The sequence below is a fragment of the Streptomyces sp. NPDC104761 genome, assembly GCF_055583445.1.
The window spans coordinates 97,219-121,877 of record NZ_JBVJNZ010000017.1 but is presented as its reverse complement, the minus strand read 5'-3'; the positions used below and the strand labels follow the sequence as shown (position 1 = coordinate 121,877).

General features: G+C 70.9%; 25 protein-coding genes. 18 read left to right on the top strand and 7 right to left on the bottom strand.

The window, feature by feature from the left end; all coding sequences use genetic code 11:
* Positions 1 to 81: 81 nt before the first annotated feature.
* The 4 genes from ACZ63F_RS35845 (at position 82) to ACZ63F_RS35830 (ending at position 4,027) form a co-directional block, all read left to right on the top strand.
* Positions 82 to 822 carry a response regulator transcription factor gene (locus tag ACZ63F_RS35845; RefSeq protein ID WP_469717696.1) on the top strand — a complete coding sequence of 247 codons (741 nt, stop codon included), beginning with the start codon at positions 82 to 84 and terminating at the stop codon, positions 820 to 822.
* A gap of 4 nt (positions 823 to 826) precedes the next feature.
* Positions 827 to 2,308, top strand: a complete 1,482-nt coding sequence (locus ACZ63F_RS35840; protein ID WP_469717607.1) for a sensor histidine kinase — start codon at positions 827 to 829, stop codon at positions 2,306 to 2,308.
* Between the two features lie 203 nt (positions 2,309 to 2,511).
* Positions 2,512 to 3,582, top strand: coding sequence for an NADH:flavin oxidoreductase/NADH oxidase (locus ACZ63F_RS35835; protein ID WP_469717605.1), 1,071 nt, complete (start codon positions 2,512 to 2,514; stop codon positions 3,580 to 3,582).
* A gap of 58 nt (positions 3,583 to 3,640) precedes the next feature.
* Complete coding sequence (locus ACZ63F_RS35830; RefSeq protein WP_469717603.1) at positions 3,641 to 4,027, top strand: TraR/DksA family transcriptional regulator; 387 nt, start codon at positions 3,641 to 3,643, stop codon at positions 4,025 to 4,027.
* 79 nt (positions 4,028 to 4,106) lie between these two features.
* Here the strand turns inward: ACZ63F_RS35830 and ACZ63F_RS35825 are convergent, their stop codons facing one another.
* From ACZ63F_RS35825 to ACZ63F_RS35815, 3 genes are all read right to left on the bottom strand, one after another.
* A complete protein-coding gene (locus tag ACZ63F_RS35825) occupies positions 4,107 to 4,811 on the bottom strand; it encodes a L,D-transpeptidase family protein (protein ID WP_469717601.1) in 705 nt (234 codons plus the stop codon).
* A 3-nt stretch (positions 4,812 to 4,814) separates the two neighbouring features.
* A complete protein-coding gene (locus ACZ63F_RS35820) occupies positions 4,815 to 5,402 on the bottom strand; it encodes a pyridoxamine 5'-phosphate oxidase family protein (protein ID WP_469717599.1) in 588 nt (195 codons plus the stop codon).
* Between the two features lie 62 nt (positions 5,403 to 5,464).
* Positions 5,465 to 6,328, bottom strand: coding sequence for a hypothetical protein (locus ACZ63F_RS35815; RefSeq protein ID WP_469717597.1), 864 nt, complete (start codon positions 6,326 to 6,328; stop codon positions 5,465 to 5,467).
* Between the two features lie 189 nt (positions 6,329 to 6,517).
* On the opposite strand from ACZ63F_RS35815, the gene ACZ63F_RS35810 reads away from it, so the two are divergent.
* The 5 genes from ACZ63F_RS35810 (at position 6,518) to ACZ63F_RS35790 (ending at position 12,566) form a co-directional block, all read left to right on the top strand.
* Entirely contained in the window at positions 6,518 to 7,735 is a 1,218-nt protein-coding gene (locus tag ACZ63F_RS35810; RefSeq protein ID WP_469717595.1) for an argininosuccinate synthase, read from the top strand.
* A 68-nt stretch (positions 7,736 to 7,803) separates the two neighbouring features.
* Complete coding sequence (gene argH, locus ACZ63F_RS35805) at positions 7,804 to 9,231, top strand: argininosuccinate lyase (protein ID WP_469717593.1); 1,428 nt, start codon at positions 7,804 to 7,806, stop codon at positions 9,229 to 9,231.
* A 163-nt stretch (positions 9,232 to 9,394) separates the two neighbouring features.
* Positions 9,395 to 10,366, top strand: coding sequence for an aldo/keto reductase (locus ACZ63F_RS35800; RefSeq protein WP_469717591.1), 972 nt, complete (start codon positions 9,395 to 9,397; stop codon positions 10,364 to 10,366).
* Positions 10,367 to 10,491: 125 nt separating this feature from the next.
* Positions 10,492 to 11,043 carry a TetR/AcrR family transcriptional regulator gene (locus tag ACZ63F_RS35795; RefSeq protein ID WP_469717590.1) on the top strand — a complete coding sequence of 184 codons (552 nt, stop codon included), beginning with the start codon at positions 10,492 to 10,494 and terminating at the stop codon, positions 11,041 to 11,043.
* Positions 11,040 to 12,566, top strand: a complete 1,527-nt coding sequence (locus ACZ63F_RS35790) for an MFS transporter (RefSeq protein WP_469717588.1) — start codon at positions 11,040 to 11,042, stop codon at positions 12,564 to 12,566. The genes ACZ63F_RS35795 and ACZ63F_RS35790 overlap by 4 nt, the downstream gene beginning before the upstream one ends.
* Before the next feature lie 95 nt (positions 12,567 to 12,661).
* Here the strand turns inward: ACZ63F_RS35790 and ACZ63F_RS35785 are convergent, their stop codons facing one another.
* Positions 12,662 to 14,326: a multicopper oxidase family protein gene (locus ACZ63F_RS35785; protein ID WP_469717586.1), complete on the bottom strand. Its 1,665-nt coding sequence runs from the start codon at positions 14,324 to 14,326 to the stop codon at positions 12,662 to 12,664.
* A gap of 179 nt (positions 14,327 to 14,505) precedes the next feature.
* On the bottom strand, positions 14,506 to 15,177 hold the full coding sequence (locus ACZ63F_RS35780; protein WP_089103180.1) for a lysophospholipid acyltransferase family protein: 672 nt from the start codon (positions 15,175 to 15,177) through the stop codon (positions 14,506 to 14,508).
* A 319-nt stretch (positions 15,178 to 15,496) separates the two neighbouring features.
* Here ACZ63F_RS35780 and ACZ63F_RS35775 point away from each other — a divergent pair, with 319 nt between their 5' ends.
* The 3 genes from ACZ63F_RS35775 (at position 15,497) to ACZ63F_RS35765 (ending at position 17,801) form a co-directional block, all read left to right on the top strand.
* Positions 15,497 to 16,678, top strand: a complete 1,182-nt coding sequence (locus ACZ63F_RS35775) for a glycerophosphodiester phosphodiesterase (protein WP_469717584.1) — start codon at positions 15,497 to 15,499, stop codon at positions 16,676 to 16,678.
* Between the two features lie 74 nt (positions 16,679 to 16,752).
* Positions 16,753 to 17,259 (top strand): RNA polymerase sigma factor, encoded by a 507-nt coding sequence (locus tag ACZ63F_RS35770; RefSeq protein ID WP_469717582.1) that lies wholly within the window; start codon positions 16,753 to 16,755, stop codon positions 17,257 to 17,259.
* A 44-nt stretch (positions 17,260 to 17,303) separates the two neighbouring features.
* The gene (locus ACZ63F_RS35765; RefSeq protein WP_469717581.1) at positions 17,304 to 17,801 is read left to right on the top strand and encodes a GNAT family N-acetyltransferase; all 498 of its coding nucleotides are present in this window, start codon (positions 17,304 to 17,306) and stop codon (positions 17,799 to 17,801) included.
* 88 nt (positions 17,802 to 17,889) lie between these two features.
* Here ACZ63F_RS35765 and ACZ63F_RS35760 read toward each other — a convergent pair whose 3' ends face one another.
* Together ACZ63F_RS35760 and ACZ63F_RS35755 are read right to left on the bottom strand one after the other, a co-directional pair.
* Positions 17,890 to 18,309, bottom strand: coding sequence for a hypothetical protein (locus tag ACZ63F_RS35760; RefSeq protein ID WP_469717579.1), 420 nt, complete (start codon positions 18,307 to 18,309; stop codon positions 17,890 to 17,892).
* Position 18,310: 1 nt separating this feature from the next.
* Positions 18,311 to 18,670: a hypothetical protein gene (locus tag ACZ63F_RS35755; protein ID WP_351958827.1), complete on the bottom strand. Its 360-nt coding sequence runs from the start codon at positions 18,668 to 18,670 to the stop codon at positions 18,311 to 18,313.
* Positions 18,671 to 18,739: 69 nt separating this feature from the next.
* Here ACZ63F_RS35755 and ACZ63F_RS35750 point away from each other — a divergent pair, with 69 nt between their 5' ends.
* The 6 genes from ACZ63F_RS35750 to cbiE all read left to right on the top strand — a co-directional run bounded on the left by ACZ63F_RS35750 (position 18,740) and on the right by cbiE (position 24,488).
* Positions 18,740 to 19,387 (top strand): HAD family hydrolase, encoded by a 648-nt coding sequence (locus tag ACZ63F_RS35750; RefSeq protein WP_469717577.1) that lies wholly within the window; start codon positions 18,740 to 18,742, stop codon positions 19,385 to 19,387.
* A 325-nt stretch (positions 19,388 to 19,712) separates the two neighbouring features.
* Positions 19,713 to 20,747, top strand: a complete 1,035-nt coding sequence (locus ACZ63F_RS35745; RefSeq protein WP_469717575.1) for a methionine ABC transporter ATP-binding protein — start codon at positions 19,713 to 19,715, stop codon at positions 20,745 to 20,747.
* Complete coding sequence (locus tag ACZ63F_RS35740; protein ID WP_382724163.1) at positions 20,744 to 21,469, top strand: methionine ABC transporter permease; 726 nt, start codon at positions 20,744 to 20,746, stop codon at positions 21,467 to 21,469. Before ACZ63F_RS35745 ends, ACZ63F_RS35740 begins: the two co-directional genes overlap by 4 nt.
* 70 nt (positions 21,470 to 21,539) lie before the next feature.
* Positions 21,540 to 22,376, top strand: coding sequence for a MetQ/NlpA family ABC transporter substrate-binding protein (locus tag ACZ63F_RS35735; protein ID WP_469717573.1), 837 nt, complete (start codon positions 21,540 to 21,542; stop codon positions 22,374 to 22,376).
* A gap of 141 nt (positions 22,377 to 22,517) precedes the next feature.
* A complete protein-coding gene (locus ACZ63F_RS35730; protein ID WP_469717571.1) occupies positions 22,518 to 23,147 on the top strand; it encodes a GNAT family N-acetyltransferase in 630 nt (209 codons plus the stop codon).
* A gap of 114 nt (positions 23,148 to 23,261) precedes the next feature.
* Complete coding sequence (gene cbiE, locus ACZ63F_RS35725; RefSeq protein WP_352366003.1) at positions 23,262 to 24,488, top strand: precorrin-6y C5,15-methyltransferase (decarboxylating) subunit CbiE; 1,227 nt, start codon at positions 23,262 to 23,264, stop codon at positions 24,486 to 24,488.
* Positions 24,489 to 24,659 lie beyond the last annotated feature (171 nt).

The window sequence follows — 24,659 nt, the reverse complement described above, 5'->3', positions numbered from 1 at the left end:
GCCCGCCGAGCCCGCTCAGAGGAAACTCAGAGCATCGGCGGTCAGCCCTCGCCGCCGGGAGGAGGGATGCTGGTAGGCGCGATGAACACGACCCGCTCCGGCCGCCCCGCCCTCACCAGACCCGACGGCACCCAGCTCCGCGTCCTCGTCGTCGACGACGACCCCGACCTCGCGGAGGTCCTCACCGGTGCCCTGCGCTACGAGGGCTGGGAGGTCCGCGCGGCCGGCGACGGCGCGAGCGCGCTGGCCGCGGCCCGGGAACTGCTGCCGGACGCGGTGATCCTCGACGTGATGCTCCCGGACACCGACGGCTTCGCCGTGCTCCGCTCGCTGCACCAGGTCAAGCCGGACGTCTGTGTGCTCTTCCTCACCGCCCGCGACGCCGTCGAGGACCGGATCGCCGGCATCACCGCGGGCGGCGACGACTACGTCACCAAGCCCTTCAGCCTGGAGGAGGTCGTCGCCCGGCTGCGCGGCCTGCTGCGCCGGGCCGGCATGGCCCGCCAGCAGGAGGACGGCCCGCGCCTCGTCGTCGGCGACCTCACCATGGACGAGGAGGCCCGTGAGGTGACCCGGGCGGGCGAGCTGATCGAGCTCTCCCCGACCGAGTTCGAACTCCTGCGCTTCCTGATGCGCAACCCGCGCCGCGTCCTCAGCAAGGCGCAGATCCTCGACCGGGTCTGGTCGTACGACTTCGGCGGCCGCGCCCACGTCGTCGAGCTGTACATCTCCTACCTGCGCAAGAAGGTGGACGCGGGCCGCGAGCCCATGATCCACACGGTCCGCGGGGCGGGCTACGTCCTCAAGCCCGTGACCAGGTGACCGGATGAACCTGCTCCGCCGGCTACGGCACCTGCCCCGCCTCCGCACCCTCCGCGCCCGCCTCACCGCGGGCCTGGTCGTGCTGCTCGCGGTGAGCTGCGCGGCCGTCGGCGTCGCGGCCGTGGTGGAACTGGACGGCTTCCTCACCGGCCGGCTGGACCAGCAGCTCCAGCAGACCGGCCCGAGCTTCCCGCAGTCCCTCGAACACGGCATGTACAAGCCCACCGACCGGGACGGCGACGAACGCGGCGACACCCGCCGCCAGGCCGCCGGCACCTTCGGCGCCCGCCTGCTGAAGGGCCAGGTCACCAACGCGGCGCTGATCCCCTCCGGAGCCGACCCGGACCTGACCGTCGCCCTCACGGACCGCGACCGCACGGTCCTCGCCGCGCTGCCGGTGGACGGCCGGGGCCACACGGTCCACCTCGCCTCGATCGGCGCCTACCGGCTGCTGGCCTGGCCGGGCCGCGACGGCGACGTCCTGGTCGCCGGCCTGCCCCTGGAACCGGTACGGGCCACCGTGCACCGCCTGGAACTGGTCGCCGCCGCCGTCTTCGGCCTCGCCCTGGCCGCGGCCGGAGTGGCCGGTGCCCTCTGGGTCCGCTGGTCCCTGCGCCCCCTGAGCCGCGTCGCGGACACCGCCACCCGGGTCAGCGAACTCCCGCTCGCCAGTGGCGAGGTGGCCCTGCCCTCCCGCGCCCCCGAGTCCGACCCCCGCAGTGAGGTCGGCCGGATGGCCACCGCCTTCAACCGCATGCTCGGCCACGTCGAGGACGCGCTCACCAAGCGCCACGCCAGCGAGGAGCGCCTGCGCACCTTCGCGGCCGACGCCAGCCACGAGCTGCGCACCCCGGTCGCCTCGGTCCGCGGCCACGCGGAACTGGCGCTGCTGCACCCGGGCCCGGTGCCCCGCGAGGTCACCCGCGCCCTGGAACGCATCGCCGCCGAGTCCTCCCGGATGGGCGAGATGGTCGACGACCTCCTCCTCCTGGCCCGCCTGGACGCGGGCCGCCCCCTGGAGAGCCACCCGGTCGACCTCACCCACCTGGTCCTGGACGCAGTCACGGACGCCCGCGCCGCCGGCCCCGACCACCGCTGGGCCCTCGACCTCCCCGAGGACCCGGTGACGGTCACCGGTGACACCCACCGCCTCCAGCAGGTGCTGGCCAACCTGCTGGCCAACGCGCGGTCGCACACACCCGCCGGCACCAAGGTCACGGTGACCCTGGAGACGGACGGCACGGCGGCGGTCCTCCAGGTCCACGACGACGGCCCCGGCGTCCCGAAGGACATCCAGCCGGGCGTCTTCGAACGCTTCACCAGGGCGGAACACCGCCGCCGCCCGGACGCCTCCGGCAGCGGAGCGGGCCTGGGCCTCTCGATCGTGGCGGCGGTGGTGGAGGCACACGGAGGGACAGTCGCCTTGGAGAGCGCCCCGGGATCAACGACGTTCACGGTCGAACTCGCGACCGGCGAAGACACCTAGAGGTCGTCTCCTGCGGGAGTTGTTTCCCGCGGGTGGTTCCCGGGGCTCCGGTACGACCGTGGGACGTCGTCGCCGTGGTGTGTGCCGCGAGCGGCCGGGGTACTCGGGGGCCCAGCCCGTGCGGGGCGCCCGCCGGGAACCCGGGCCTCGGCTCGAGGGCTGCGGGGCACTCGGCGTCCCACATCCCTCCTGCGAGGTCTCCGATGAGCCGACTCTTCTCGCCGCTCACCCTCCGCGGTACGACCTTCCCGAACCGGGCCTGGGTGGCACCCATGTGCCAGTACAGCTCGGTCGACGGCTATCCGCAGGACTGGCATCTGGTCCATCTCGGCTCCCTGGCACGCGGCGGGTCCGGCCTGGTCATGCAGGAGGCCACGGCAGTGGAACCCGAGGGCCGGATCACCCCTTCCGACGCCGGCATCTGGGACGACGGGCAGGCCGCCGCGTACAAGCGGATCACCGACTTCGTCCATGGGCAGGGAGCCGTTGCCGGCATCCAGATCTCCCATGCCGGCCGCAAGGCGTCGACGGCACCGCCCTGGGAGGGTGACATGTACGTCGAACCGGAGGCCGGTGGATGGCAGACGGTCGCACCGTCACCGCTGCCGTTCGGTGACTGGCCGGCCCCGCGGGAGCTCGGCGCGGACGACATCCGCGCTCTGGTCCGGGCCTTCGGCCAGGCCGCCGAGCGGGCTCTGTCCGCCGGTTTCGAGGTCCTGGAGATCCACGCCGCGCACGGCTACCTGCTGCACCAGTTCCTGTCACCGCTGTCCAACCACCGCAGCGACGAGTACGGAGGCGATCTCGACGGGCGCAGCCGTTTCCTGGTCCAGGTCATCGACGCCGTGCGGGCGCAGTGGCCGGAGGACCGCCCCCTGTTCGTACGCTTCTCGGCCACGGACTGGGCCGACGGCGGCTGGACCCCGCAGGAGACGGTCGAGCTGTCGCGGCACCTGGTGGCCCACGGTGTCGATCTGGTGGACATCACCAGCGGCGGGCTCGTCCACAACGCCCGTATCGAAGCGGAGCCCGGCTACCAGGTGCCCTTCGCCCGGACCGTCCGCGAGGGCGCGGCCCTGCCCGTCTCCGCGGTCGGCCTGATCACCGCACCGGAGCAGGCCGACCAGATCCTCGTGGACCGCTCGGCCGACGCGATCATGCTCGCGCGCGAACTGCTGCGCAACCCGACCTGGCCGCTCCGCGCGGCCCACGTACTCGGTGACGACGTCCCGTGGCCGAAGCAGTACCAGCGCGGCCGCCCACGTCATCGCTGAGGCCGTCGCCGTCCGGGCACCCGGGAATTCGGCACACGACAGTGAGGGTTCTCCCGATATGAGCGATCCATGCACCGATGCGGCTTTTCCCGCACCCCAGGGCGAGTCGATGCGGGCGCTGCTCGCGGCCGACCGTGTCGGCACGCTGCGGCAGATATCCGCCCTCAGCCGTGAGTTCGAAGGGATCGTCGAGGCGAACGCACTGGTGGCCATCGACGACGAGCACGACCCGGAGGGGGCCAGCACGGCCTTCGAGCGGGCACACGTCGCCGCCCTGCTGTCCCAGGCGCGTGAGCATCTGAACGATCTCGATCGCGCGCTGGAACGGCTGGAGAGAGGCGATTACGGGCGCTGCGAGCAGTGCGGTGAGCCGATCCCGACGGAGCGCCTCGAAGTTCGCCCGGCGGCGAAAACCTGCGTGCGCTGCGCGTCCGCGGCTCGGTGAAGGGCGCACGGCTGAGGGCGCGACATGTCGTCCTGCCCGAACTCGTCGTGCGGGTAGCCGGCGAGCAGCGCCCGCAACCTCAGTACCGGGTGAGGGCCGTGTCCCCGCTCACCGTCCCGATGGCGATGTGCGGCCCCTTCTTCGGATCCGCCCACTGAAGGATCCGCCGCATCGCGTCCTCCGGCACCGACACGCACCCCGCCGTGGCCCCCGCCCCGTCGACATGCAGAAAGATCCCGGCCCCCCGCCCCCGCACCGGCTGCGCGTAGTTGAACCCGATCACCAGCGCGTACCCGTACTGCGTCGTGTACGACGACAGCTTCTCCGACTCCGTGGCCCGGCAGTCGGACGGCAGCGGCTCGACCCAGCGGTTGTAGGAGGCCGAGTCGTTGTCCTGGCACCACCAGGAGTCCGCCGTCACCGGCCGGTACTCGACCGCGGTCCCGGCCGGCGCCGGCTGCAGCCCGAACCCGAACGGAAGGTCGTACAGTCCCGTCGGCGTCGTGTTCGTACCCTGCTGCCGCTTCGCCCCCTCCACCAGTCCCTTCGCCCCGAACCGCGCGGCGGCCGACCCCACCTGTGCCCATAGCCCGTCCCGGCGCTCCCACCAGGTGACGGTCCCCGAGGTCGAGCTCGGCGCGGACGCCTCCGCGGTGATCAGCTGGCTGCCGCCGCCCGTGTCGGCCATCTGGGCGGGCAGCGGCTGCGGATCCGTGGCTCCCGGCGCCGCACCGAGCAGCAGCAGGGACATGGACACAAAGGTGATGACGACGCCTCGACGCATGGCTCAGACGCTAGACGGAGGCAGCGGCAACGGCAGCCCGGGTAGGCCGTCCAGGCTCACCGCGATGTGGTCCTTCTTCTCGAAGTACGCGCTCAGCGTGGCGTCGTCCTCGCGCGCGAAGCGCTTCCCGTGCAGGTCACGGTCGGTCTCGTAGGCCATGTAGGGGACCGCGTACCCACAGCTGTCGCGAATGAGTTCGGCGTGGACGACGATGACGGCGCGCAGTCCGTGCAGGGACGGGTCGATGTCCGGGAAACGGGTGAGGAGTTCCGCGAAGCGCGGGTCGTCGCGGAAGACCGCCTCCCCGTGTCCGTGCACCCGCACGATGTTCGGCGGGCCCTGGAAGGCGCACCACATCAGGGTGATGCGGCCGTTCTCCCGCAGGTGGGCGATGGTCTCGGCGTTGGAGCCGGCGAAGTCCAGGTAGGCGAGGGTGAGTTCGTCGAGTACGGCGAAGGAGCCCTGCAGGCCCTTGGGGGAGAGGTTGACGGTGCCGTCGCCCGCGAGCGGGGCGGTGGCGGTGAAGAAAAGGGGCTGTTCCTCGATGAACGTGCGGAGCCTGCCGTCGATGCGTTCGTAGGTCTTTCCCATGAGGCCCACTGTGGCCGCCCCGGCCGGCGCTGTACACGGGGCGGCCACAGCTGCCTGTCACGTCACTTGGTGAGCGTGCAGGCGGCCAGGGAGTCGAGACCGGTCGGCTTGGCGGCGGTCCGGCCGATCGCGATGGCGATCCGGTCGATGGTCGACTTCCGCTTGTCCTGAAGCGGGCCGAGGATCGCGTTCTGGACGAAGTTCGGGCCGCCCTGTCCGACCGTGGTCCGGAGCCGGTTGTTGGCCTCGGAGATCTGAGTCTGGAGCAGAGTGAGGTTGCGGTCCACCTCGGCCTGCGCGGAGGCGGGGATCGCGGGGAGCTGCGAGGCGACGTCCGGGCAGGTGATCGTGCCCACCGCGCTGCTGCTCGTGCTGCCGGTGCTGCCCGTCGACTGCTGCTGGGTCGCCCCCGTGCTCGGCTTGGCCGAGGCGGTGCCCGTCGCCGTACCGCTGCCGGTGTTCGCGCCGGCCCCGCTCGCGTTCAGGGTGCACGGCGCCAGCGAGTCCAGGCCGGCCGGCTTGGCGGCGGTACGGCCGATCGCGGTCGCGATCCGGTTGATGGTCGCCACCCGCTTGTCCTTGAGGGGACCGAGGATCGCGTTGTTCACGAAGTTCGGCCCGCCCTGGCCCACCGTGTCGACCAGCCGCTTGTCGGCCTCCTGGATCTGCGTCTGCAGGAGCGTGAGGTTGCGGTCGACCTCGGCCTGCGCGGAGGCGGGGATCGCCGGGAGCTGGGAGGCGACGTCCGGGCAGGTGATGGTGCCGGGGGAGGCGGCGAGGGTGCGCGCGTTGTTCGTGCCGCTGCTCTTGTCAGGCGTACCGGCGAGGGCCGTACCGGCGATGACCGCGCCGGAGAGTGCCACGGCGGCGGCACCGCCGATGAGCGCGACACGACGCTTGTTGTACTTCGGAAGAGCCCTGGACATGCGGATGCCTCACTTGGGTCAGGGGTGGGTTTACCAACGCGGCGCCTGCGTTCAGGGATGGGTACGAGTAAGCGGTTTCGTTTGTTCAACCCTTTTTCCTATCGGTCGGCCGAACCCCGGCAGATTGACGAATCATGCAGAGCTCTGCATACTCATGCATAGCGAGCGGATGTATGTGAGGAGACACCCATGACCGAGCGCGTCGTACTCGCCTACTCCGGCGGTCTCGACACCTCCGTCGCCATCGGCTGGATCGCCGAGGAGACGGGCGCCGAGGTCATCGCCGTCGCGGTGGACGTCGGCCAGGGCGGCGAGGACCTGGACGTCATCCGCAAGCGCGCCCTGGCCTGCGGCGCGGTCGAGGCGGAGGTCGCCGACGCCAGGGACGAGTTCGCCGACGAGTACTGCCTCCCGGCGATCAAGGCCAACGCCCTGTACATGGACCGCTACCCGCTGGTCTCCGCCCTCTCCCGCCCGGCGATCGTCAAGCACCTGGTGGCGGCCGCCCGCAGGCACGGCGCCGGCACGGTCGCCCACGGCTGCACCGGCAAGGGCAACGACCAGGTCCGCTTCGAGGCCGGTATCGCCGCCCTCGCCCCCGACCTGACCTGCATCGCCCCGGTCCGCGACTACGCGATGACCCGGGACAGGGCGATCGCCTTCTGCGAGGCGAAGAACCTCCCGATCGCGACCACCAAGAAGTCCCCGTACTCGATCGACCAGAACGTCTTCGGCCGCGCCGTCGAGACCGGCTTCCTGGAGGACATCTGGAACGGCCCGATCGAGGACATCTACGAGTACACCAAGAACCCGGCCACCCCGCGTGAACCCGACGAGGTCGTCGTCGCCTTCGAGGCGGGCGCCCCGGTGGCGATCGACGGCAGGCCCGTCACCGTCCTCCAGGCCGTCCAGGAGCTGAACGAGCGCGCGGGCGCCCAGGGTGTCGGCCGCATCGACATGGTCGAGGACCGTCTCGTCGGCATCAAGTCCCGCGAGGTGTACGAGGCGCCGGGCGCGATCGCGCTCATCACGGCCCACCAGGAGCTGGAGAACGTCACCGTCGAGCGCGAACTCGCCCGCTACAAGCGGCAGGTGGAACAGCGCTGGGGCGAACTCGTCTACGACGGCCTGTGGTTCTCCCCGCTCAAGCGTGCCCTGGACGGTTTCGTCGACGAGGCGAACCAGCACGTCACCGGAGACATCCGCATGACCCTCCACGGCGGCCGCGCGGTCGTCACCGGCCGCCGCTCCGGCTCCTCCCTCTACGACTTCAACCTCGCCACCTACGACACCGGGGACACCTTCGACCAGGCCGCGGCCAAGGGCTTCATCGACATCTACAGCCTGTCGTCGAAGATCGCCGCGCAGCGCCATCTGCGGGCACAGCCCGACGTGGACCAGGCATAGAGACGTAGACCAGGCACAGATCTGCAAGGATCTGCGCTACCCGTCAACCCTTCCTAGGAGCAACGCAAGTGAGCAGCAACAGCGGTGACGTACGGCTCTGGGGCGGCCGTTTCGCCGACGGTCCCGCCGAGGCCCTGGCGAAGCTGTCCGCGTCCGTCCACTTCGACTGGCGGCTCGCGCCCTACGACATCGCCGGTTCACGTGCCCACGCGCGCGTGCTGCACAAGGCGGGCCTGCTCACCGAGGACGAACTCCAGCGCATGATCGCCGGCCTCGACCAGCTCGAAGCCGACGTCGCCGACGGCTCCTTCGTCGGCACGATCGCCGACGAGGACGTCCACACCGCCCTGGAGCGCGGCCTCCTGGAGCGCCTCGGCCCCGACCTCGGCGGCAAGCTGCGCGCCGGCCGCTCCCGCAACGACCAGGTGGCGACCCTCTTCCGGATGTACCTGCGGGACCACGCCCGCATCATCGGCGGCCTGGTCGCCGACCTCCAGGACGCCCTGATCGGCCTCGCCGAGGCCCACCCGGACGTGGCGATGCCCGGCCGCACCCACCTCCAGCACGCCCAGCCGGTCCTCTTCGCCCACCACGTCCTCGCGCACGTCCAGTCCCTCACCCGGGACGCCGAGCGGCTGCGGCAGTGGGACGAGCGCACGGCCGTCTCCCCGTACGGCTCCGGCGCCCTCGCCGGCTCCTCCCTCGGCCTGGACCCGGAGGCGGTGGCGAAGGACCTCGGCTTCGAGCACGGCAGCTCCGCGAACTCCATCGACGGCACGGCCTCCCGCGACTTCGTCGCCGAGTTCGCCTTCATCACCGCGATGATCGGGGTCAACCTCTCCAGGATCGCCGAGGAGGTCATCATCTGGAACACGAAGGAGTTCTCCTTCGTGACCCTGCACGACGCGTTCTCCACGGGCTCCTCGATCATGCCCCAGAAGAAGAACCCCGACATCGCGGAGCTGGCCCGTGGCAAGTCCGGCCGGCTGATCGGCAACCTCACCGGCCTGATGGCCACCCTCAAGGCGCTCCCGCTCGCCTACAACCGCGACCTCCAGGAGGACAAGGAGCCGGTCTTCGACTCCTGCGACCAGCTGGAGGTCCTGCTCCCCGCCTTCACCGGCATGATGGCCACCCTCACCGTCAACCGCGAGCGCATGGAGGAACTGGCCCCGGCCGGCTTCTCCCTCGCCACCGACATCGCCGAGTGGCTGGTCAAGCAGGGCGTGCCGTTCCGCGTCGCTCACGAGGTGGCCGGCGAGTGCGTCAAGGCGGCGGAGGCCGAGAACAAGGAACTCGACGAGCTGACGGACGACCAGTTCGCCAAGATCTCCGCCCACCTGACCCCGGAGGTCCGCACGGTCCTCAACGTCCCCGGCGCCCTCGCCTCCCGCAACGGCAGGGGCGGCACGGCCCCGAGCGCGGTCGCGGTACAACTGACCGAGGTCAAGGCGGACGTGGCCCGGCAGCACGAGTGGGCGGACGCGAAGAAGTAGGACTTCCCCGCGCCCCTTCAGGGGCGCGGGGAACTGCGCGAGCAACCACGAAGCGCCCGCGGTCGCGAATGCACCGCACCCCCCGAGCTGAACGGCGAACCAGAGGTCATCGCGGGTTACGTTGGTCAATAGCCCCACGCAGCCGACCACGACGGAGCCCGCGATGCCCTTCGCCCGACTGGCAACAGCAACAACTCCCACCTGCCACATCGGCCTCGGCCTCGCCGCGGTCGGCCGCCCCGGCTACATCAACCTCGGCCGCGAAACCGACCTCGGCGAGGACCGCAGCGTCGGCGCCCTCCGCACCCGCACGCACGAACTCCTCGACGCCGCCTACGCCCAGGGCGTCCGCTACTTCGACGTGGCCCGCTCCTACGGCCGCAGCGAGGAGTTCTTGGCCGGCTGGCTGGCCGCCCACCCGGAGATCCAGGACGTCGTCGTAGGCAGCAAGTGGGGCTACACCTACACCGCCGGCTGGTCGGCGGACGCCGAGACCCACGAGGTCAAGGACCACAGCCCGCAGACGTACGCCCGGCAGCGCGCCGAGACCGCCGAACTCCTCGGCGACCGGCTCGACCTCTACCAGATCCACTCGGTGACACCGGACAGCCCCGCCCTCACCGACAAGGAACTCCACGCCCGCCTCGCCGAAGCTGCGGCCGGCGGCCTCACCATCGGCTTCTCCACCAGCGGCCCCGCCCAGGCCGACGCGATCCGCGCCGCCCTCGCCGTGACGGTCGACGGCGATCCCCTCTTCGGTACCGTCCAGTCGACGTACAACGTCCTGGAGACCTCGGCGGGCCCGGCCCTCGCCGAGGCGCACGACGCCGGGCTCACGGTGATCGTGAAGGAGGGCATGGCCAACGGCAGGCTGGCCGCCCCGCACGCCCCCGACGCCCTGCGGGCCGTGGCCGAGGAGACCGGCCTGGGCTGCGACGCCGTCGCCCTCGCGGCCGTACTCCGCCAGCCCTGGGCCGGGGTCGTCCTCTCCGGCGCGGCGACGGTCGCCCAGCTCGCCTCCAACCTGCACGCGGCCGCGGTCGACCTCGACACGGACCAGCTGAGCCGCCTCGCCGCCCTGGCCGAGGAACCGCGCGCCTACTGGGAGCACCGCGGCGGTCTGCCGTGGCACTGACACAGAACCGGGCGTAACGTCCCAGAAATGCACTTAACACCACAAACTCGCACACAACGCCGGTCTCCTGATGCGTGTACGCCGCACGTGAGACAAAGATGTCTCACATGATTTATCCTCGTCTCATGGCCCTCGACCGCGACCACGTCCTGCGCAGCGCAGCCGCCCTGCTGACCCGGAAATCCACCGCGACCATGGACGAGGTCGCCAAAGCCGCCGGGATCAGCCGGGCCACCCTGCACCGGCACTTCGCCGGGCGGGACGCGCTCGTCCGCGCGCTGGAGGCGCTCGGCATCGCCGAGTGCGAGGCGGCCCTGGACGCGGCCCGCCTGGCCGAGGGCCCGGCGTCCGACGCCGTACACCGCCTGGTCCGGGAGATCGAGCCGGCCGCCGGTCTGCTCGCGTTCCTCTACACCGAGAACCAGCTGTTCGAGGGCGACGGGCAGAACCAGGGCTGGACGCGGATCGACGACCGCATCGCGGCCCTCTTCCGACGCGGTCAGCAGACCGGCGAGTTCCGAATCGATCTCACGCCCGCCTGGCTCACCGAGGCGCTGTACGGCCTGCTGGCCTCCGCCGCCTGGGCGGTCTCCGAAGGCCGCGTCGCCCCCAGGGACTTCACCCACATGATCGTCGAGCTGTTGCTCGGCGGCGCACGACGAAGAGAGGAACCATGACCAGCACCGTGCAGCCGGCGCGCACAGCGGAGACGGAAGAGAAGCGGCCGGGCCGCTGGCTCGCCCTCTCCGCCCTCGTGCTCGCCGTGCTGCTGGTGGCCGTCGACGCGACCGTCCTCGGCCTGGCGACCCCCTACATCAGCGAAGACCTCAGCCCCTCGGGCACCCAACTGCTCTGGATCGGCGACGTCTACTCGTTCGTCATCGCCGGCCTGCTGGTCTCGATGGGCAGCCTCGGCGACCGCGTCGGCCGCAAGCGGATCCTGCTCGTCGGCGCGGCGGCGTTCGGCGCGATCTCCGTACTGAACGCGTACGCGACCACCCCCGGAATGCTGATCGCGGCCCGCGCCCTGCTGGGCGTCGCGGGCGCGACCCTGATGCCGGCCACCCTCGCCCTGATCCGCAACCTCTTCCACGACCCGCGCGAGCGCAGCCTCGCCGTCGGCATCTGGGGCGCGGCGGCCTCCGCCGGCACGGCCGTCGGCCCGATCGCGGGCGGCTTCCTGCTCGAACGCTTCTGGTGGGGCTCGGTCTTCCTGATCAACCTGCCGGTGATGGTGCTCCTCGTCCTCGTCGGCCTCCGGACGCTCCCGGAGTCCCGCAACCCCGCCCCGGGCCCCTGGGACCTGAGCAGCGTCGTCCTGTCACTGGTCGGCATGATCGCCGTCGTGTACGCGGTGAAGGAGGCCGCGACGCACGGCCTCACCGGCGTGACCGCGGCCGCCGCCCTCCTCGGCGTCGCGGCCCTCTACGGCTTCGTCCGCCGCCAGCTCACCATGCCCAGGCCCCTGCTGGACATGCGGCTGTTCCGCAACCGCGGCTTCAGCGGTGCGGTCCTGGCCGACCTGCTGACCGTGCTCGGCATGTCGGGGCTGGTGTTCTTCCTCTCCCAGTTCCTGCAACTGGTGCAGGGCAGGCACCCGTTCGAGGCCGGCCTCGCCGAGGTCCCGGCCGCGGTCGGCGCGGTGGCGGCGGGCCTGGTGGCGGGCCGGGCGGCCCGCCGTTACTCGGTACGGGCGGTGGTCTCCGGTGGCCTGGCGGCCGTGGGCGTGGCCCTCGCGGCCCTGACCACCCTCTCGCAGTCCACCGGCTACCCGGTCCTCGGCGCCGCCCTCCTGGTGGTCGGCGTCGGCGCGGGCTTCTCCTTCACGGTCACGGCCGACGTCATCCTCTCCAGCGTCCCCAAGGACCAGGCCGGTGCCGCCTCGGCGGTCTCCGAGACGGCGTACGAACTGGGCGCGGCGCTGGGCATCGCCCTGCTGGGCTCGATCGTGACGGGCGTCTACCGCGGCTTCACGGCTCCGCCGGGCACCCCGGCCGCCGCCCACGAATCACTGGGTGCGGCCCTGGAGGCCTCGAAGACCATGCCCGCACCCTCGGCGGCCGACATGCTGACCGCGGCCCGCCACTCCTTCACCCACGGCCTCCACCTGGCCTCGGGCGCAGGCGCCGCGGTCCTCCTGGCAACGGCGGCGGCAGCCTGGTTCCTGCTCCGGAATCAACGGTTGGAGAGCACTCCGTAGGGGCGCTGGGGGTGCCCCCGGCCGAAGGCCGGGGGAGGAACTGCGCGAGCAACCACGACCTGTCCGCGCCCGGAGGACCGCCGAAGCACCCCGCATCACTTCTGGTAACCGAGCACCGTCATCATCCCGCTCTCCGAGTGGTACTGGTTGTGACAGTGCAGCATCCACAACCCGGGGTTGTCGGCATCGAAGTCGAGCACCAGTTTGCGGTGCGGCAGCACGATCGTCGTGTCCTTGCGCGCCCCCGCCGAGCTGATCCCGGTGACGGAGAACGTGTGCCCGTGCAGATGCATCGGGTGCCACATGTCCGTCGCGTTGACGAGCGTCAGCCGCACCCGCTCACCGGCCCGCACCGCATGCCGCTGCCGCACGTCGTACTGCTTGTGGTCGAACCCCCAGTCGTACCTCTGCATCGAGCCCGTGATCCGGATGAGCAGGTCACGGTCGGGGACCCGGTCGTCCATGGCGACGGACTCGGCCGGCAGCAGGCGGCGCGCCGGCACGATCTCGCGGTCCAGCTCGGCCGGCCGGACATCCGGCGCCGGAAGGTCTCTCCCCTTGTCGGTGCGGAGGATCGCGAGCGCCTTGCCGTTCTTGCCCTCGGCGAGCGCGACGAGCGGGAAGACCCCGTCCTTGGCGGTGACGAGGACGTCGTACCGCTCGGCCATGCCGATGAGGAGCGCGTCGGTCCTCTTGTGCTGCACGGGGTAGCCGTCGGTGTGGGTGACGGTCATCTCGTGGCCGCCGAGCGCCACCCGGAACGCCGTCTCGGAGCCCGCGTTGATGATCCGGATCCGGACCCGGTCGCCGGGACGGCAGCGGAAGACCGAGGGGTCGGTGCGCAGCCGCCCGTTGGCCAGGTAGTACGGGTAGGCGACGTTGCCGCCCTCGCCGTGCAGCAGCTCGCTGTGGGAGTTGCGCAGCACCCGGTCGGGGCCCGTCGGGGACTTCGGCTTGGTCCTGGCCGCGGACTTGGACGGCGACGGGGAGGCATGCGCCGAGCCGTGCGCCGAGCCGTGCGGGCTCGGACTGCCGGGGCCGGGACCCATGCCCATCCCCATGTGCATCGCCATGGACCCGCCCGGCTTGAGCTGGTCGAGCACGTGGTCGGGGTTGGAGCCGTCGACGTCGTCGACCCAGTCGTCCAGGACGACGACCCACTCCTGGTCGTAGGCGAGCGGCTCCTTCGGGTCGTCGACGATGAACGGCGCGTAGAGGGCCCGGTCGGGCTGCATGCCGACGTGCGAATGGAGCAGGTACGTGCCCGGGTGGGCGGCGACGAAGCGGTAGATGAAGTCCGTGCCCGGCGCGATGGCCGGCTGGGTCAGGTCGGGGACGCCGTCCATGTCGCAGCGCAGGCGCACCCCGTGCGCGTGCAGCGAGGTCTTCTCGGCCAGCTGGTTGGAGAGGGTCAGGCTGAGGACGTCACCGGCGGTGACGCGCACCAGCGGCCCGGGGACCGACTCGTTGTACGCCCAGCTGTGGACCGTTCGCCCGCCCAGGTCCAGCATGCTCCTGGCCGCCGTGAACTTGATCATGCGGACGGGGCCGGACCCGCGTCTCCGCTCGGCCGCGAGCACCTCCGGGTCCGACGGGTTGACGAACCCCTTGGGCCCCTGCGGGACGAAACCCGAGGTGCCGGCCGTGTGCTGCGGGCCGGAACGGGGTTCTGAGCCCGAGTCGGTACATGCCGCGAGGAGTCCGGCGCCGACGGCAGCGAACGGAGCACGGAGCAGGGTACGCCGAGAAGGTTTCTGCATGTCTGAATAAGACATGCTGTGTGCTCATATGGCCGGTAAATGTGGATGAACGGGCGAAGTGTCGGGGCAGATTCCACCGGCAGGCGGACGCCGGACGGGTGTCAGGCGGATGGCAGACACAAGGGCGCGGACCACCGGCCCACGCCCTTGCGCCGAACGTGTGTCGCGCCGTGCCCCCGTCAGGCGGCCTTCGCCTTCGTGGCGTACATGTCCACGTACTCCTGCCCGGACAGCCGCATCACCTCGGCCATCACCGAGTCGGTCACGGCCCGCAGCACGTAGCGGTCCCGGTCCATCCCCTCGTACCGGGAGAACTCCATCGCCTCGCCGAACCGGACGGTGACCTTGCCGGGCCGCGGGATGCCCGCGCCGCCCGGCTGCAGCTTGTCCGTGCCGATCATCGCGAAGGGGACCACCGGCGCCCCGGTCATCAGGGTCAGCCGGGCGATGCCGGTACGGCCCCGGTACAGCCGGCCGTCGGGGGAGCGGGTGCCTTCCGGGTAGATCCCGAAGATCCGGCCCTCGTCCAGGACCCGCTTGCCGGTCATCAGCGCGGCGACGCCGCCGCTGGCGCCGTCCCGGTCCACCGGGATCATGCCGACACCCGTGAAGAACCAGGCCATCAGCCGGCCCTTGAAGCCCTTCCCGGTGACGTACTCGTCCTTGCCGATGAAGAACACCTGCCGCTTGCTCACGAGCGGCAGGATCATCGAGTCGATGAACGTCAGGTGATTGCCGGCGAGGATGACCGGCCCGTCCCCCGGGATGTGCTCCACGCCTTCCACCTGGGGGCGGAACATCAGGCGCATGATCGGTCCGAGCACTGCCTTGATGAGCGCGAAGCGGGACAACGGGTCCTCCGAAGTCGAGGGGCGGTATGAGTCTGTGCAGGTGAGGACATTACTCGCGGCTCCACGGGAAGCGCACATCGGGAGCGGCCGGTTCACCGAGGTCTTACGTACTGTTGACGCTGGTTTACCTGCGGTGACGTCCCGAAACCAGGTCGTCACCGGCTCGGGCGGTGTGACGGATGTCGCCGACGGACCGTCATGACTCGCCGTCCGTCAGCCATACGGCGTCACCCGCCCGTTGGGCCGGCGGTCTCCCTTCGGTCACCTGCGCAGTCCTACGATCGGCCGGCATCACAGGGCGAAGGTCAGGAGGGCGCTCATGGACGCGCATGACTCGAACGAGCGGACGCAGACGAACGGTACGACCGGCCGACGGGCGCTGCTCGGCGCCGCGGTGCTCGGCGCCGGTGGCGCGGTCCTCGGGCTGCCGGGCGCGGCCAGAGCGGCCGAGGCCGGTCAGGCCGCTCACGGCGGCGGCCTGAAGAGCCTGCCGAAGCCGACGATCATCGGCCACCGCGGCACCAGCGGCTACCGCCCGGAGCACACCTTCGGCTCCTACAACCTCGCCCTCGACCTCGGCGCCGACGTCGTCGAAGCCGGCGACCTCGTCCCCACCAGGGACGGCCACCTGGTCTGCCGCCACGAGCCGGAGATCGGCGGCACCACGAACGTCGCCGACCACCCCGAGTTCGCCGACCGCAGGACCACCAAGACGCTGGACGGCGTCCCCACCACCGGCTGGTTCACCGAGGACTTCACGCTCGCCGAGCTGAAGACGCTGCGCGCGATCGAGCGCATCCCGGCCAACCGCCCGCACAACACGCTCTACAACGGCCGCTGGGAGATCCCCACCTTCGAGGAAGTCCTCACGTGGCAGGACGAGCAGACCCGCAAGCGCGGCAAGCAGGTCTGGATCTACCCGGAGGCCAAGCACCCCACGTACTTCCGCAGGCTCGGCCTCGGTGTCGAGGAGCGGATCGCCAAGCTGCTGCGCAAGTACGGCAAGGACAAGCGGAACTCGCCGGTCATCGTCCAGTCCTTCGAGCCGACCAGCATCCAGCGTCTCAACAAGCTGATCGACAACCCGCTGGTCGTGCTGCTCTCCGCCGCCGGCACCCAGCCCTACGACTTCGTCGCGACGGGCGACCCGCGCACGGTGGCCGACCTGATCACGCCGAAGGGCCTGCGGGAGATAGCCGGTTACGCACAGGGCATCGGCCCGACCGTCGACCTGATCATCCCGAAGGACGCGAACGGCAACTTCACCACGCCGAGCACGCTGGTCGCCGACGCGCACAAGGTGGGCCTGATCCTGCACCCCTACACCATGCGCAACGAGAACCCCTTCCTGCCGCCCGCCTACCGCATCGGCAGCGACGCGGACGCCTACGGAAACGTCTTCCCGGTCTTCCAGAAGTACTTCGAGACCGGCATCGACGGCGTCTTCACCGACAACGCCGACACCGCCCTGCTGGCCCGCGCCGACTTCGTCAACGGCTGAGCCCCCGCACCCCGTTCGGGGTGTCTCCCGGCCGCCCCGGCAACCCGTGCCGGGGCGGCCGCGTCGTTCCGCATATGACGAACGACCTGGTCGCCGCCCTGCGCCCGCTGCTCACCGCCGAGGCCGCCGCCGAGGCACATGCCTGCGGCAGCGACCCCCGCGACCTGGAGCAGACCGTCTGGCTCCGCCTCCTGGAGCGCCTGGAGACCCACGGCCCGCCCACGGCCCCCGAGGACTGGCTGCGCAGGGCGGTCCGAGCCGAGTCGCGCCGCACCCGCCGTACCGCCGGCCGGGAACACCCGTACTCCACCGAGCCCGCCGACCCCGCCGCCCCCACCCCCGAACAACGCGTCCTCACCACCGCCCGCCATCGCGCCCTGCGCGAGGCGGTGGCCCGTCTCCCCGGCCGCTGCCCGCGCCTCCTGCAGGCCCTGCTGTCCCCGAAAGACCTGACATACCGGGAGATCGCAGGGGAGTTGGGTATCTCACAGGGCAGTCTCGGCCCGGAACGTTCCAGATGTCTGGGTTGTCTGCGCCGATTGTTGACGCCGGAGGTTGCGCCCCACGAAGCACGGGGATAGGAGTGAGAACGACAGGCGATCAGGTGAGCGGGAGGCGTGCGCACATGGGCATGAGCGTGACCATCTCGGTGGCGACCGAGCAGGATGCAGAGCAGATCTTCAGGCTCCAGTACCTGTGCTTCCAGAGTGAGGCGGCGCTGTACGGCAACTACCGCATCGACCCGCTCGTCCAGAGCCTCGACTCGGTCCGTCAGGAACTCGCCACCGACTGCGTCTTCGTCGCCCGCCTCGGCGAGGAGGTCGTCGGCTCGGTCCGCGGTTCGGTCACCGAGGACGGCGCCGCCGCCATCGGCAAGCTCTGCGTCCACCCCCGCCTCCAGGGCCATGGCATCGGCGCCCGCCTGCTCCGTGCGGCCGAGGCCGCGTTGGAGGAGGAGCGCGGCGCCAAGCGGTTCCGCCTCTTCACCGGCCACCGCAGCGAGGGCAACCTCCGCCTGTACAGGAGGGTCGGCTACGAGACGGTAGGCACGTCCAAGGGCGCAGACGGCGTCCCGATGATCATCCTCGAAAAGCCGGCCAGTACGTACGCGACAACGGCCTAGCTTTCCAACGCCCTCACTGAAGCGCCCCTTTCAGGGGCGCGGGGAACTGCGCGATCAGCCACAACGCACCCGCTGCCGCGCACGTTCCTCAACCAGTTCCCCCCTGGGCGCCCTTCCGCAACCAGTACAACGCGGAGATCGGCAACAGCACCGGAATGAACACGTACCCCATCCCGTAGTCCGACCACACGGTCGCATCCGGGAACGCGGAAGAGTCCACGACGGTCCACGTACCCACGATCAACACCCCCGCGAGCTCGGCGGCGCAGCACACCTGCGCCACCCTGCGCGCGGTCTCGCCGCCCCGCACCAGCGTGTACGTGATGAACGCGTACACCACCCCGGCGACGGCGGACAACGAGTACGCGAGCGGCGCCCGGTCGAACTCGGTCGCGATCTGGTAAGCGGACCGCGACACCGCCCCGACGACCATCACGCCGTAGAACCACACCAGCAGCGTCCCCGGCCCACTGGTCAGCCGCTTCGGCCTCTCTTCCACGGCCGTCATCTCACCCTCCCCAGATGTCATAGAGCCGCACCTCCAGCACGGCCAGCACCACACCGCCCGCGGCGACCGTCACGGAACCCCACCGGGTCCGCTCGGCGAGCGACATGAACCCCGCGGCCGGCACGCACGCGAACGCACCCAGCAGATAGGCGACGAAGATCGTCGTCCCCTGGTCCGGCTTCTCGCCCCGCGCCAGCAGCACGATCCCGGCGATCAGCTGGATCACCGCCAGCACCGAGACCACGGCCATCCCGATGAAGTGCCAGTCCTTCGTCGGCTGGTCCCGGTACGCCGCCCAGCCGCACCACGCGGCGAGCAGCAGCGCGGCGACTCCGGTCACCGTCAGCAGGGCATTGAGCATGCGGTGACCTTATTACGGCCGAAACGGCCCGATGCCGTCGCCCCTGCCGTACACCGTAGGGTCGAGACCATGACGATCCACGCACAAGCCCTCCTGTTCGACAACGACGGCACCCTGGTCTCCTCCCTCGCATCGGTCGACCGCTGCTGGACCCGCTGGGCGGCCGAGTACGGCGTCACCGAGGAGTTCGCCCGCGTCGAACTGCACGGACGGCCCGCCGCGGACATCGTCGCCGACCTGCTCCCGGCGGACCTCGTGCCGGAAGCCGTCGCCCGGGTCGAACAGCTGGAGGTGGAGGACGTCCCCCACGACGGCGTCCACCTGCTCCCCGGCACCGCCGTCTTCCTGGACTCGCTCCCCGCCGACCGCTGGGCCGTCGTCACCTCCGCCACCCGCCGCCTGGCCGAGGCCCGCCTGGAGGCGGTCGGGATCCGGCCGAAGACGCTGGTCTGCGCCGACGACATCACCCGCGGCAAGCCCGACCCCGAGCCGTACCTCCTCGCCGCCCGGCAGCTCGGCGTCGACCCGGCCCACTGCGTGGTCTTCGAGGACGCCCCCGCCGGCCTCCAGGCCGGCCGCGCGGCCGGCATGACCACCGTGGCGTTGGCCACAACCCATCAGGCTCACGAGCTGGACGCGGACCTCGTGGTCAAGGACCTCTCGGCCTTGTCCGCGCTGGTCACCGACCGCGGCGTCGCGATATCGCCCCGCGGCTGAAACGTGTCCGCCGCTGTCCAGCATGCGGACAGCGGCGGCCTGTCAGGACCGTAGGTCTGGTTTACTGATCGCATGACCACGACGAGCGACCGCACCCCTGCGACCGAGGCGACCATGACGCCCGGTGCTCGTTGTATGTGTCGAATGTGCGCCTTCTAGAGGGCCCCCGCACCACCCCAGAGCCTCGCGCCCCGAAGCGAGCCGCCGTGGCCTGTCCGTGTGTCCGTACGCCCTGAGCCGTACGTGACCCGGCTGCCCCGCGCACATTCTTCCTCCCGTACCAGGGCACACCCACGCCCGCGTACTCAACAGTGACGGAATCCCAGTGATCACCACATCGGGCCTGACCAAGGTCTACCGCACCCGCGGCCGAGAGGTCACCGCCCTCGACGGCGTCGACCTGCACGTCCGCGAGGGCGAGGTGTACGGCGTCATCGGCCAGTCCGGCGCCGGCAAGTCCTCGCTCATCCGCTGCGTCAACCTGCTGGAACGCCCCACCGCCGGCACCGTGACGGTCGACGGACGGGACCTCACCGCCCTCGCCGGACGCGGCCCGCGGGCCGGCCGGGAGCTGCGGCAGGCGCGCAGCCGGATCGGCATGGTCTTCCAGCACTTCAACCTGCTGTCCTCCCGGACCGTCCAGGACAACGTCGAACTGCCGCTGGAAATCCTCGGAAAGTCGGGGAAGGAACGTTCCCGCAAGGCGCTCGAGCTGCTCGACCTCGTCGGGCTCGCCGACAAGGCGAAGTCCTACCCCGCCCAGCTCTCCGGCGGCCAGAAGCAGCGCGTCGGCATCGCCCGCGCCCTGGCCGGCGACCCCAAGGTGCTGCTCTCCGACGAGGCCACCAGCGCCCTCGACCCGGAGACCACCCGCTCCATCCTCCAGCTGCTGCGCGACCTGAACCGGCAGCTGGGCCTGACCGTCCTGCTCATCACGCACGAGATGGACGTCGTGAAGGCCGTCTGCGACTCCGCCGCGCTGATGGAACGCGGCCGCATCGTCGAGCACGGGACCGTCAGCGAACTGCTCGCGACCCCCGGCTCCGAACTGGCCGCCGCGCTCTTCCCGGTCGGCGGTGAGGCGTCCGGAGACGACCGGACCGTCCTCGACGTCACCTTCCACGGCGAGGCCGCCACCCAGCCGGTCATCTCCCAGCTCTCCCGCACCTACAACATCGACATATCGATCCTCGGCGCCGCCATCGACACCGTCGGCGGCCTCCAGATCGGCCGGATGCGCATCGAACTGCCCGGCCGCTACGAGGACAACGTGGTGCCCATCGGCTTCCTGCGCGAGCAGGGCCTGCAGATCGACGTACTGGGCCAGGAGCCCGCGCTGGTGAAGGACGGTGCCAAGTGACCTGGTCCGAGATGCAGCCCCTGCTGTCCCAGGCGTGTTGGGACACCCTCTACATGGTCGGCTGGTCCACGCTGATCGCCGTCGTCGGCGGACTTCCGCTGGGCGTCCTGCTGGTCCTCACCGACCGGGGCGGCCTGCTCCAGAACGTGCTGGCCAACAAGGTCATCGGGCAGATCGTGAACGTCGCCCGCTCGATGCCGTTCATCATCCTGATGGTCGCGCTGATGAACTTCACCCGCTGGATCACCGGGACGACCATCGGCCGCGAGGCCGCCATCGTGCCCCTCGCCATCGGCGCGATCCCCTTCTTCGCCCGCCTCGTCGAGACGGCTGTCCGCGAAGTGGACGGCGGGCTCGTGGAGGCCGTGCAGGCCATGGGCGGCAACACCTGGACCGTCGTACGGAAGGTCCTCGTACCCGAGTCGCTGCCCTCGCTCATCTCCTCCACCACGACCACGATCGTCGCGCTCATCGGCTACTCCGCGATGGCCGGCACGGTCGGCGCCGGCGGGCTCGGCGACATCGCCATCCGCTACGGCTACCAGCGGTTCGAGACCGAACTGATGTGGATCACGGTCGCCATCCTCGCCGTCGTCATCTCGGTCATCCAGTTCGCCGGCGACTACGCGGCCCGCTCGCTGCACCGCCGAGGCGGCCAGTCGGGCCCGGTGCCGAAGCTCCGGCTGCTCAAGGCGTCCACCGCCACGAGCAAGACCGTCTGAGCCAACCCCCCCAGAACTCCCCGCACCACCCACCGCGGGGCCGCTCCACCCTTAAGGAAAGGCACTTTTCGTGCGTAACACCGCCAAGCTCACCACCGCCGTCCTCGCCGCCGGAGCCCTCACCTTCGGGCTCACCGCCTGCGGCTCGGACAAGGACTCCGCCTCCGGCTCCGGCGACTACAGCGGTCCGCTGGTCGTCGCGGCGAGCCCGACCCCGCACGCCGAGATCCTCGACTACATCAAGGACAACCTGGCGAAGAAGGCCGGACTCGACCTGGAGGTCAAGGAGTTCACCGACTACATCACGCCGAACACGGCGACCGAGGACGGCTCGGTGGACGCCAACTACTTCCAGAACAAGCCGTACCTCGACGACTTCAACAAGAAGCGCGGCACCCACATCGTGCCCGTCGTCACGGTGCACCTGGAGCCGCTCGGCCTCTACTCCCACAAGGTCAAGAGCGTCGACGCGCTGAAGAGCGGTGCGACCGTCGCCGTCCCCAACGACTCCGTGAACGAGGCCCGCGCCCTCAAGCTGCTCGCCGCCAACGGACTCATCACCCTCAAGGACGGCGCCGGCAGCGAGGCGACCCCGCAGGACATCGCCAAGAACCCCAAGAACCTCCAGTTCAAGGAGGTCGAGGCGGCCCAGACCGCGCGCTCCCTGGACGACGTGGACGCCGCCGTCATCAACGGCAACTACGCCATCTCGGCCGGCATCAAGCCCGCCAAGGACGCCCTCGTCCTGGAGTCCGCGAAGAACAGCCCCTACGGCAACTTCCTCGCGGTGAAGCAGGGCAACGAGAAGGACCCGCGGGTGAAGAAGCTCGCCGAGCTGCTCACCTCGCCCCAGGTGAAGAAGTTCATCGAGGACAAGTACCAGGGCTCGGTCATCCCGTCCTTCTGACGGCACGTATACGGCGTATCGCCACGCACGGGGTCCACTCGGTCACCACGGGTGGACCCCGTCGTGCGGTTCAGTGGTTTCATGCTGCATGCTGGGCAGTTCGCAGGCCCTGAAGGATTTCCGAAGGTTACGGAGCGGCGCATGACTAGCACCTTCCCCAACATCTCCATCAGCACGGAGCGGTTGGTGCTGCGTCCCCTCGACGAGGACGACGTGCCCGCGGTGGCCGAGATGATGAACGACGAGCAGGTGGGGGCCTGGACCAGCGTCCCGCAGCCGTACGGCGAGGACGCAGCCCGGCGCTGGATCACCGAGCACGCGTCGGCCGAACGGCTCGCCGGCCGGGGCCTGGACCTCGCCGTCACCGAGTTCCTCACCCAGCGGCTGGTCGGCGTCGTCCGGCTCGCCAGGACCAACTGGCACATCCGGTCGACCGAGTTGTCGTACATCATCGCCCCCTGGGCCCGGGGCGAGGGCTACGCCTCCGAGGCCGCGCTCGCCACCGCCCAGTGGCTGCTCGGCGACCAGAAGTTCGAGCGCATCGAACTGCGCACCGCCGCCGACAACACCGCCGCACAGCAGGTGGCACAGAAGATCGGCTGTATCAGCGAGGGCGTGCTGCGCAACGCCTGCATAGTCCACGTCCGCACCGAGGACGGCACCTGGGCGGACGTGCGCAGCGACTACATCGTATGGAGCCTGCTCCCGGAGGACCTGGAGGGCGCGGGTGAGGAACTCACCGGCAGCGACGGCTTCACCTCCTGGAACTGACGGCGGCGAAACCCGCCCCCTCGCGCGCCGTACACCTCCACCAGGTACCCTCACGGTGCCCGTCCTCCGGGCCCGGACCCTGACGACCTGCGAAAACCCTGGAGACTGACGACGATGGCCGACCGGGTCACGGTGATCGGCTGGGACGGCTCGCCCCTGACCGCCGCAGGGCGCGGCGCACTGGGCGCCGCCACGCTCGTCGCGGGCGCGGCCCACCACCTCGCCCTCCCCGAAGTGCCGCCCGGCGCGGAACGCATCCGCCTCGGCAGCGTCGCCCTCGCCGCCCGCCGCATCGCCGGCCACCGCGGCACCGCCGTGGTGCTCGCCGACGGCGACCCCGGCTTCTTCGGCGTCGTACGGACCCTGCGCGCCCCCGAGTTCGGCCTGGAGGTCGAGGTCGTCCCCGCCGTCTCCTCGGTGGCCGCCGCCTTCGCCCGCGCCGGAATGCCCTGGGACGACGCACAGGTGGTCGTCGCCCACCGGCGCACCCTGCGACGCGCGGTGAATGTGTGCCGCGCCCACACCAAGGTCGCCGTCCTCACCTCACCCGGCGCCGGACCCGCCGAACTCGGCCTCCTCATGGAGGGCGTCCACCGCACCTTCGTCATCTGCGAGGAACTCGGCACCGAACGCGAGCAGGTCCACGTCGTCACCTCCGACAAGGCCGCCGACCACGCCTGGCGCGACCCCAACGTCGTCATCGTCATCGGCGGCACGACCGGAGCGGTGCCGGCCCCCGAGGGCGGCGGCTGGATCGCCGGCCGCGACCCGGCCGCCGGCCCGCGCGGCTGGGTGCTGCCCGACGCGGAGTACGGCGACGGCGCCCCGCTCGGCGAAGGGGAAACGGATCTGCTGCGGGCCGCCCAACTCGCCCGGCTGGGGCCCAGGGTCGGCGACCTCGTCTGGGACATCGGCTGCGGCAGCGGCGCGTTCGCCACCGAGGCCGCGCGCGCCGGGGCCGCCGTCATCGCCGTCGACCGGGACCTCGCGGCCTGCGTGCGCAGCGACGCGGCCGCCCGGAAGTTCGGCGTCCAGCTCCAGATCGTGCACGGCGCTGCCCCGCACGTGCTGGAGAACCTGCCCGAGCCCGACGTCGTACGGGTCGGCGGCGGGGGAGCGGCCGTGGTCACCGCGGTCGCCGACCGCCGTCCGCAGCGCATCGTCACCCACGCCGCCACCCGTGACGCGGCCGAACTCGTCGGACGCGACCTGACCGAGCACGGATACCAGGTCGAGTGCGCCCTCCTGCAGTCCGTCGAACTGGACACCAGGGCCTGGACGGAGACCGAGCGGAACGTCGCGTTCCTGCTCAGCGGTGTTCTGCCCGAGCGCGCCCCGTGATCCTGTTGTCATACTGCGCGCGGTAGGCTGGCCGATCGCTGCACCGCACCGGTGGCCCGGAAATCTGTTCGTCAATGTCCGGAAAACACGCCCCTTTTGGGGCGGGTGTGGTACGGCAGAGCCGGGGACGCGCAACGTGGCGCAGTCCACAGCGGGCTGTCGCGGATCACG

Excerpts from the sequence above, each read along its gene's own strand:
- ACZ63F_RS35820 (WP_469717599.1), bottom strand. The coding sequence starts at position 5,402 with ATGGGAAAGACCTACGAACGCATCGACGGCAGGCTCCGCACGTTCATC.
- ACZ63F_RS35835 (WP_469717605.1), top strand. The coding sequence starts at position 2,512 with ATGAGCCGACTCTTCTCGCCGCTCACCCTCCGCGGTACGACCTTCCCG.
- ACZ63F_RS35730 (WP_469717571.1), top strand. The coding sequence starts at position 22,518 with ATGACTAGCACCTTCCCCAACATCTCCATCAGCACGGAGCGGTTGGTG.
- ACZ63F_RS35815 (WP_469717597.1), bottom strand. The coding sequence starts at position 6,328 with ATGTCCAGGGCTCTTCCGAAGTACAACAAGCGTCGTGTCGCGCTCATC.
- ACZ63F_RS35750 (WP_469717577.1), top strand. The coding sequence starts at position 18,740 with ATGACGATCCACGCACAAGCCCTCCTGTTCGACAACGACGGCACCCTG.
- ACZ63F_RS35775 (WP_469717584.1), top strand. The coding sequence starts at position 15,497 with ATGGACGCGCATGACTCGAACGAGCGGACGCAGACGAACGGTACGACC.
- ACZ63F_RS35785 (WP_469717586.1), bottom strand. The coding sequence starts at position 14,326 with ATGCAGAAACCTTCTCGGCGTACCCTGCTCCGTGCTCCGTTCGCTGCC.
- ACZ63F_RS35845 (WP_469717696.1), top strand. The coding sequence starts at position 82 with ATGAACACGACCCGCTCCGGCCGCCCCGCCCTCACCAGACCCGACGGC.
- ACZ63F_RS35760 (WP_469717579.1), bottom strand. The coding sequence starts at position 18,309 with ATGACGGCCGTGGAAGAGAGGCCGAAGCGGCTGACCAGTGGGCCGGGG.
- ACZ63F_RS35810 (WP_469717595.1), top strand. The coding sequence starts at position 6,518 with ATGACCGAGCGCGTCGTACTCGCCTACTCCGGCGGTCTCGACACCTCC.
- cbiE (WP_352366003.1), top strand. The coding sequence starts at position 23,262 with ATGGCCGACCGGGTCACGGTGATCGGCTGGGACGGCTCGCCCCTGACC.
- ACZ63F_RS35830 (WP_469717603.1), top strand. The coding sequence starts at position 3,641 with ATGAGCGATCCATGCACCGATGCGGCTTTTCCCGCACCCCAGGGCGAG.
- ACZ63F_RS35800 (WP_469717591.1), top strand. The coding sequence starts at position 9,395 with ATGCCCTTCGCCCGACTGGCAACAGCAACAACTCCCACCTGCCACATC.
- ACZ63F_RS35755 (WP_351958827.1), bottom strand. The coding sequence starts at position 18,670 with ATGCTCAATGCCCTGCTGACGGTGACCGGAGTCGCCGCGCTGCTGCTC.
- ACZ63F_RS35790 (WP_469717588.1), top strand. The coding sequence starts at position 11,040 with ATGACCAGCACCGTGCAGCCGGCGCGCACAGCGGAGACGGAAGAGAAG.
- ACZ63F_RS35770 (WP_469717582.1), top strand. The coding sequence starts at position 16,753 with ATGACGAACGACCTGGTCGCCGCCCTGCGCCCGCTGCTCACCGCCGAG.
- ACZ63F_RS35840 (WP_469717607.1), top strand. The coding sequence starts at position 827 with ATGAACCTGCTCCGCCGGCTACGGCACCTGCCCCGCCTCCGCACCCTC.
- ACZ63F_RS35825 (WP_469717601.1), bottom strand. The coding sequence starts at position 4,811 with ATGCGTCGAGGCGTCGTCATCACCTTTGTGTCCATGTCCCTGCTGCTG.
- ACZ63F_RS35795 (WP_469717590.1), top strand. The coding sequence starts at position 10,492 with ATGGCCCTCGACCGCGACCACGTCCTGCGCAGCGCAGCCGCCCTGCTG.
- ACZ63F_RS35765 (WP_469717581.1), top strand. The coding sequence starts at position 17,304 with ATGGGCATGAGCGTGACCATCTCGGTGGCGACCGAGCAGGATGCAGAG.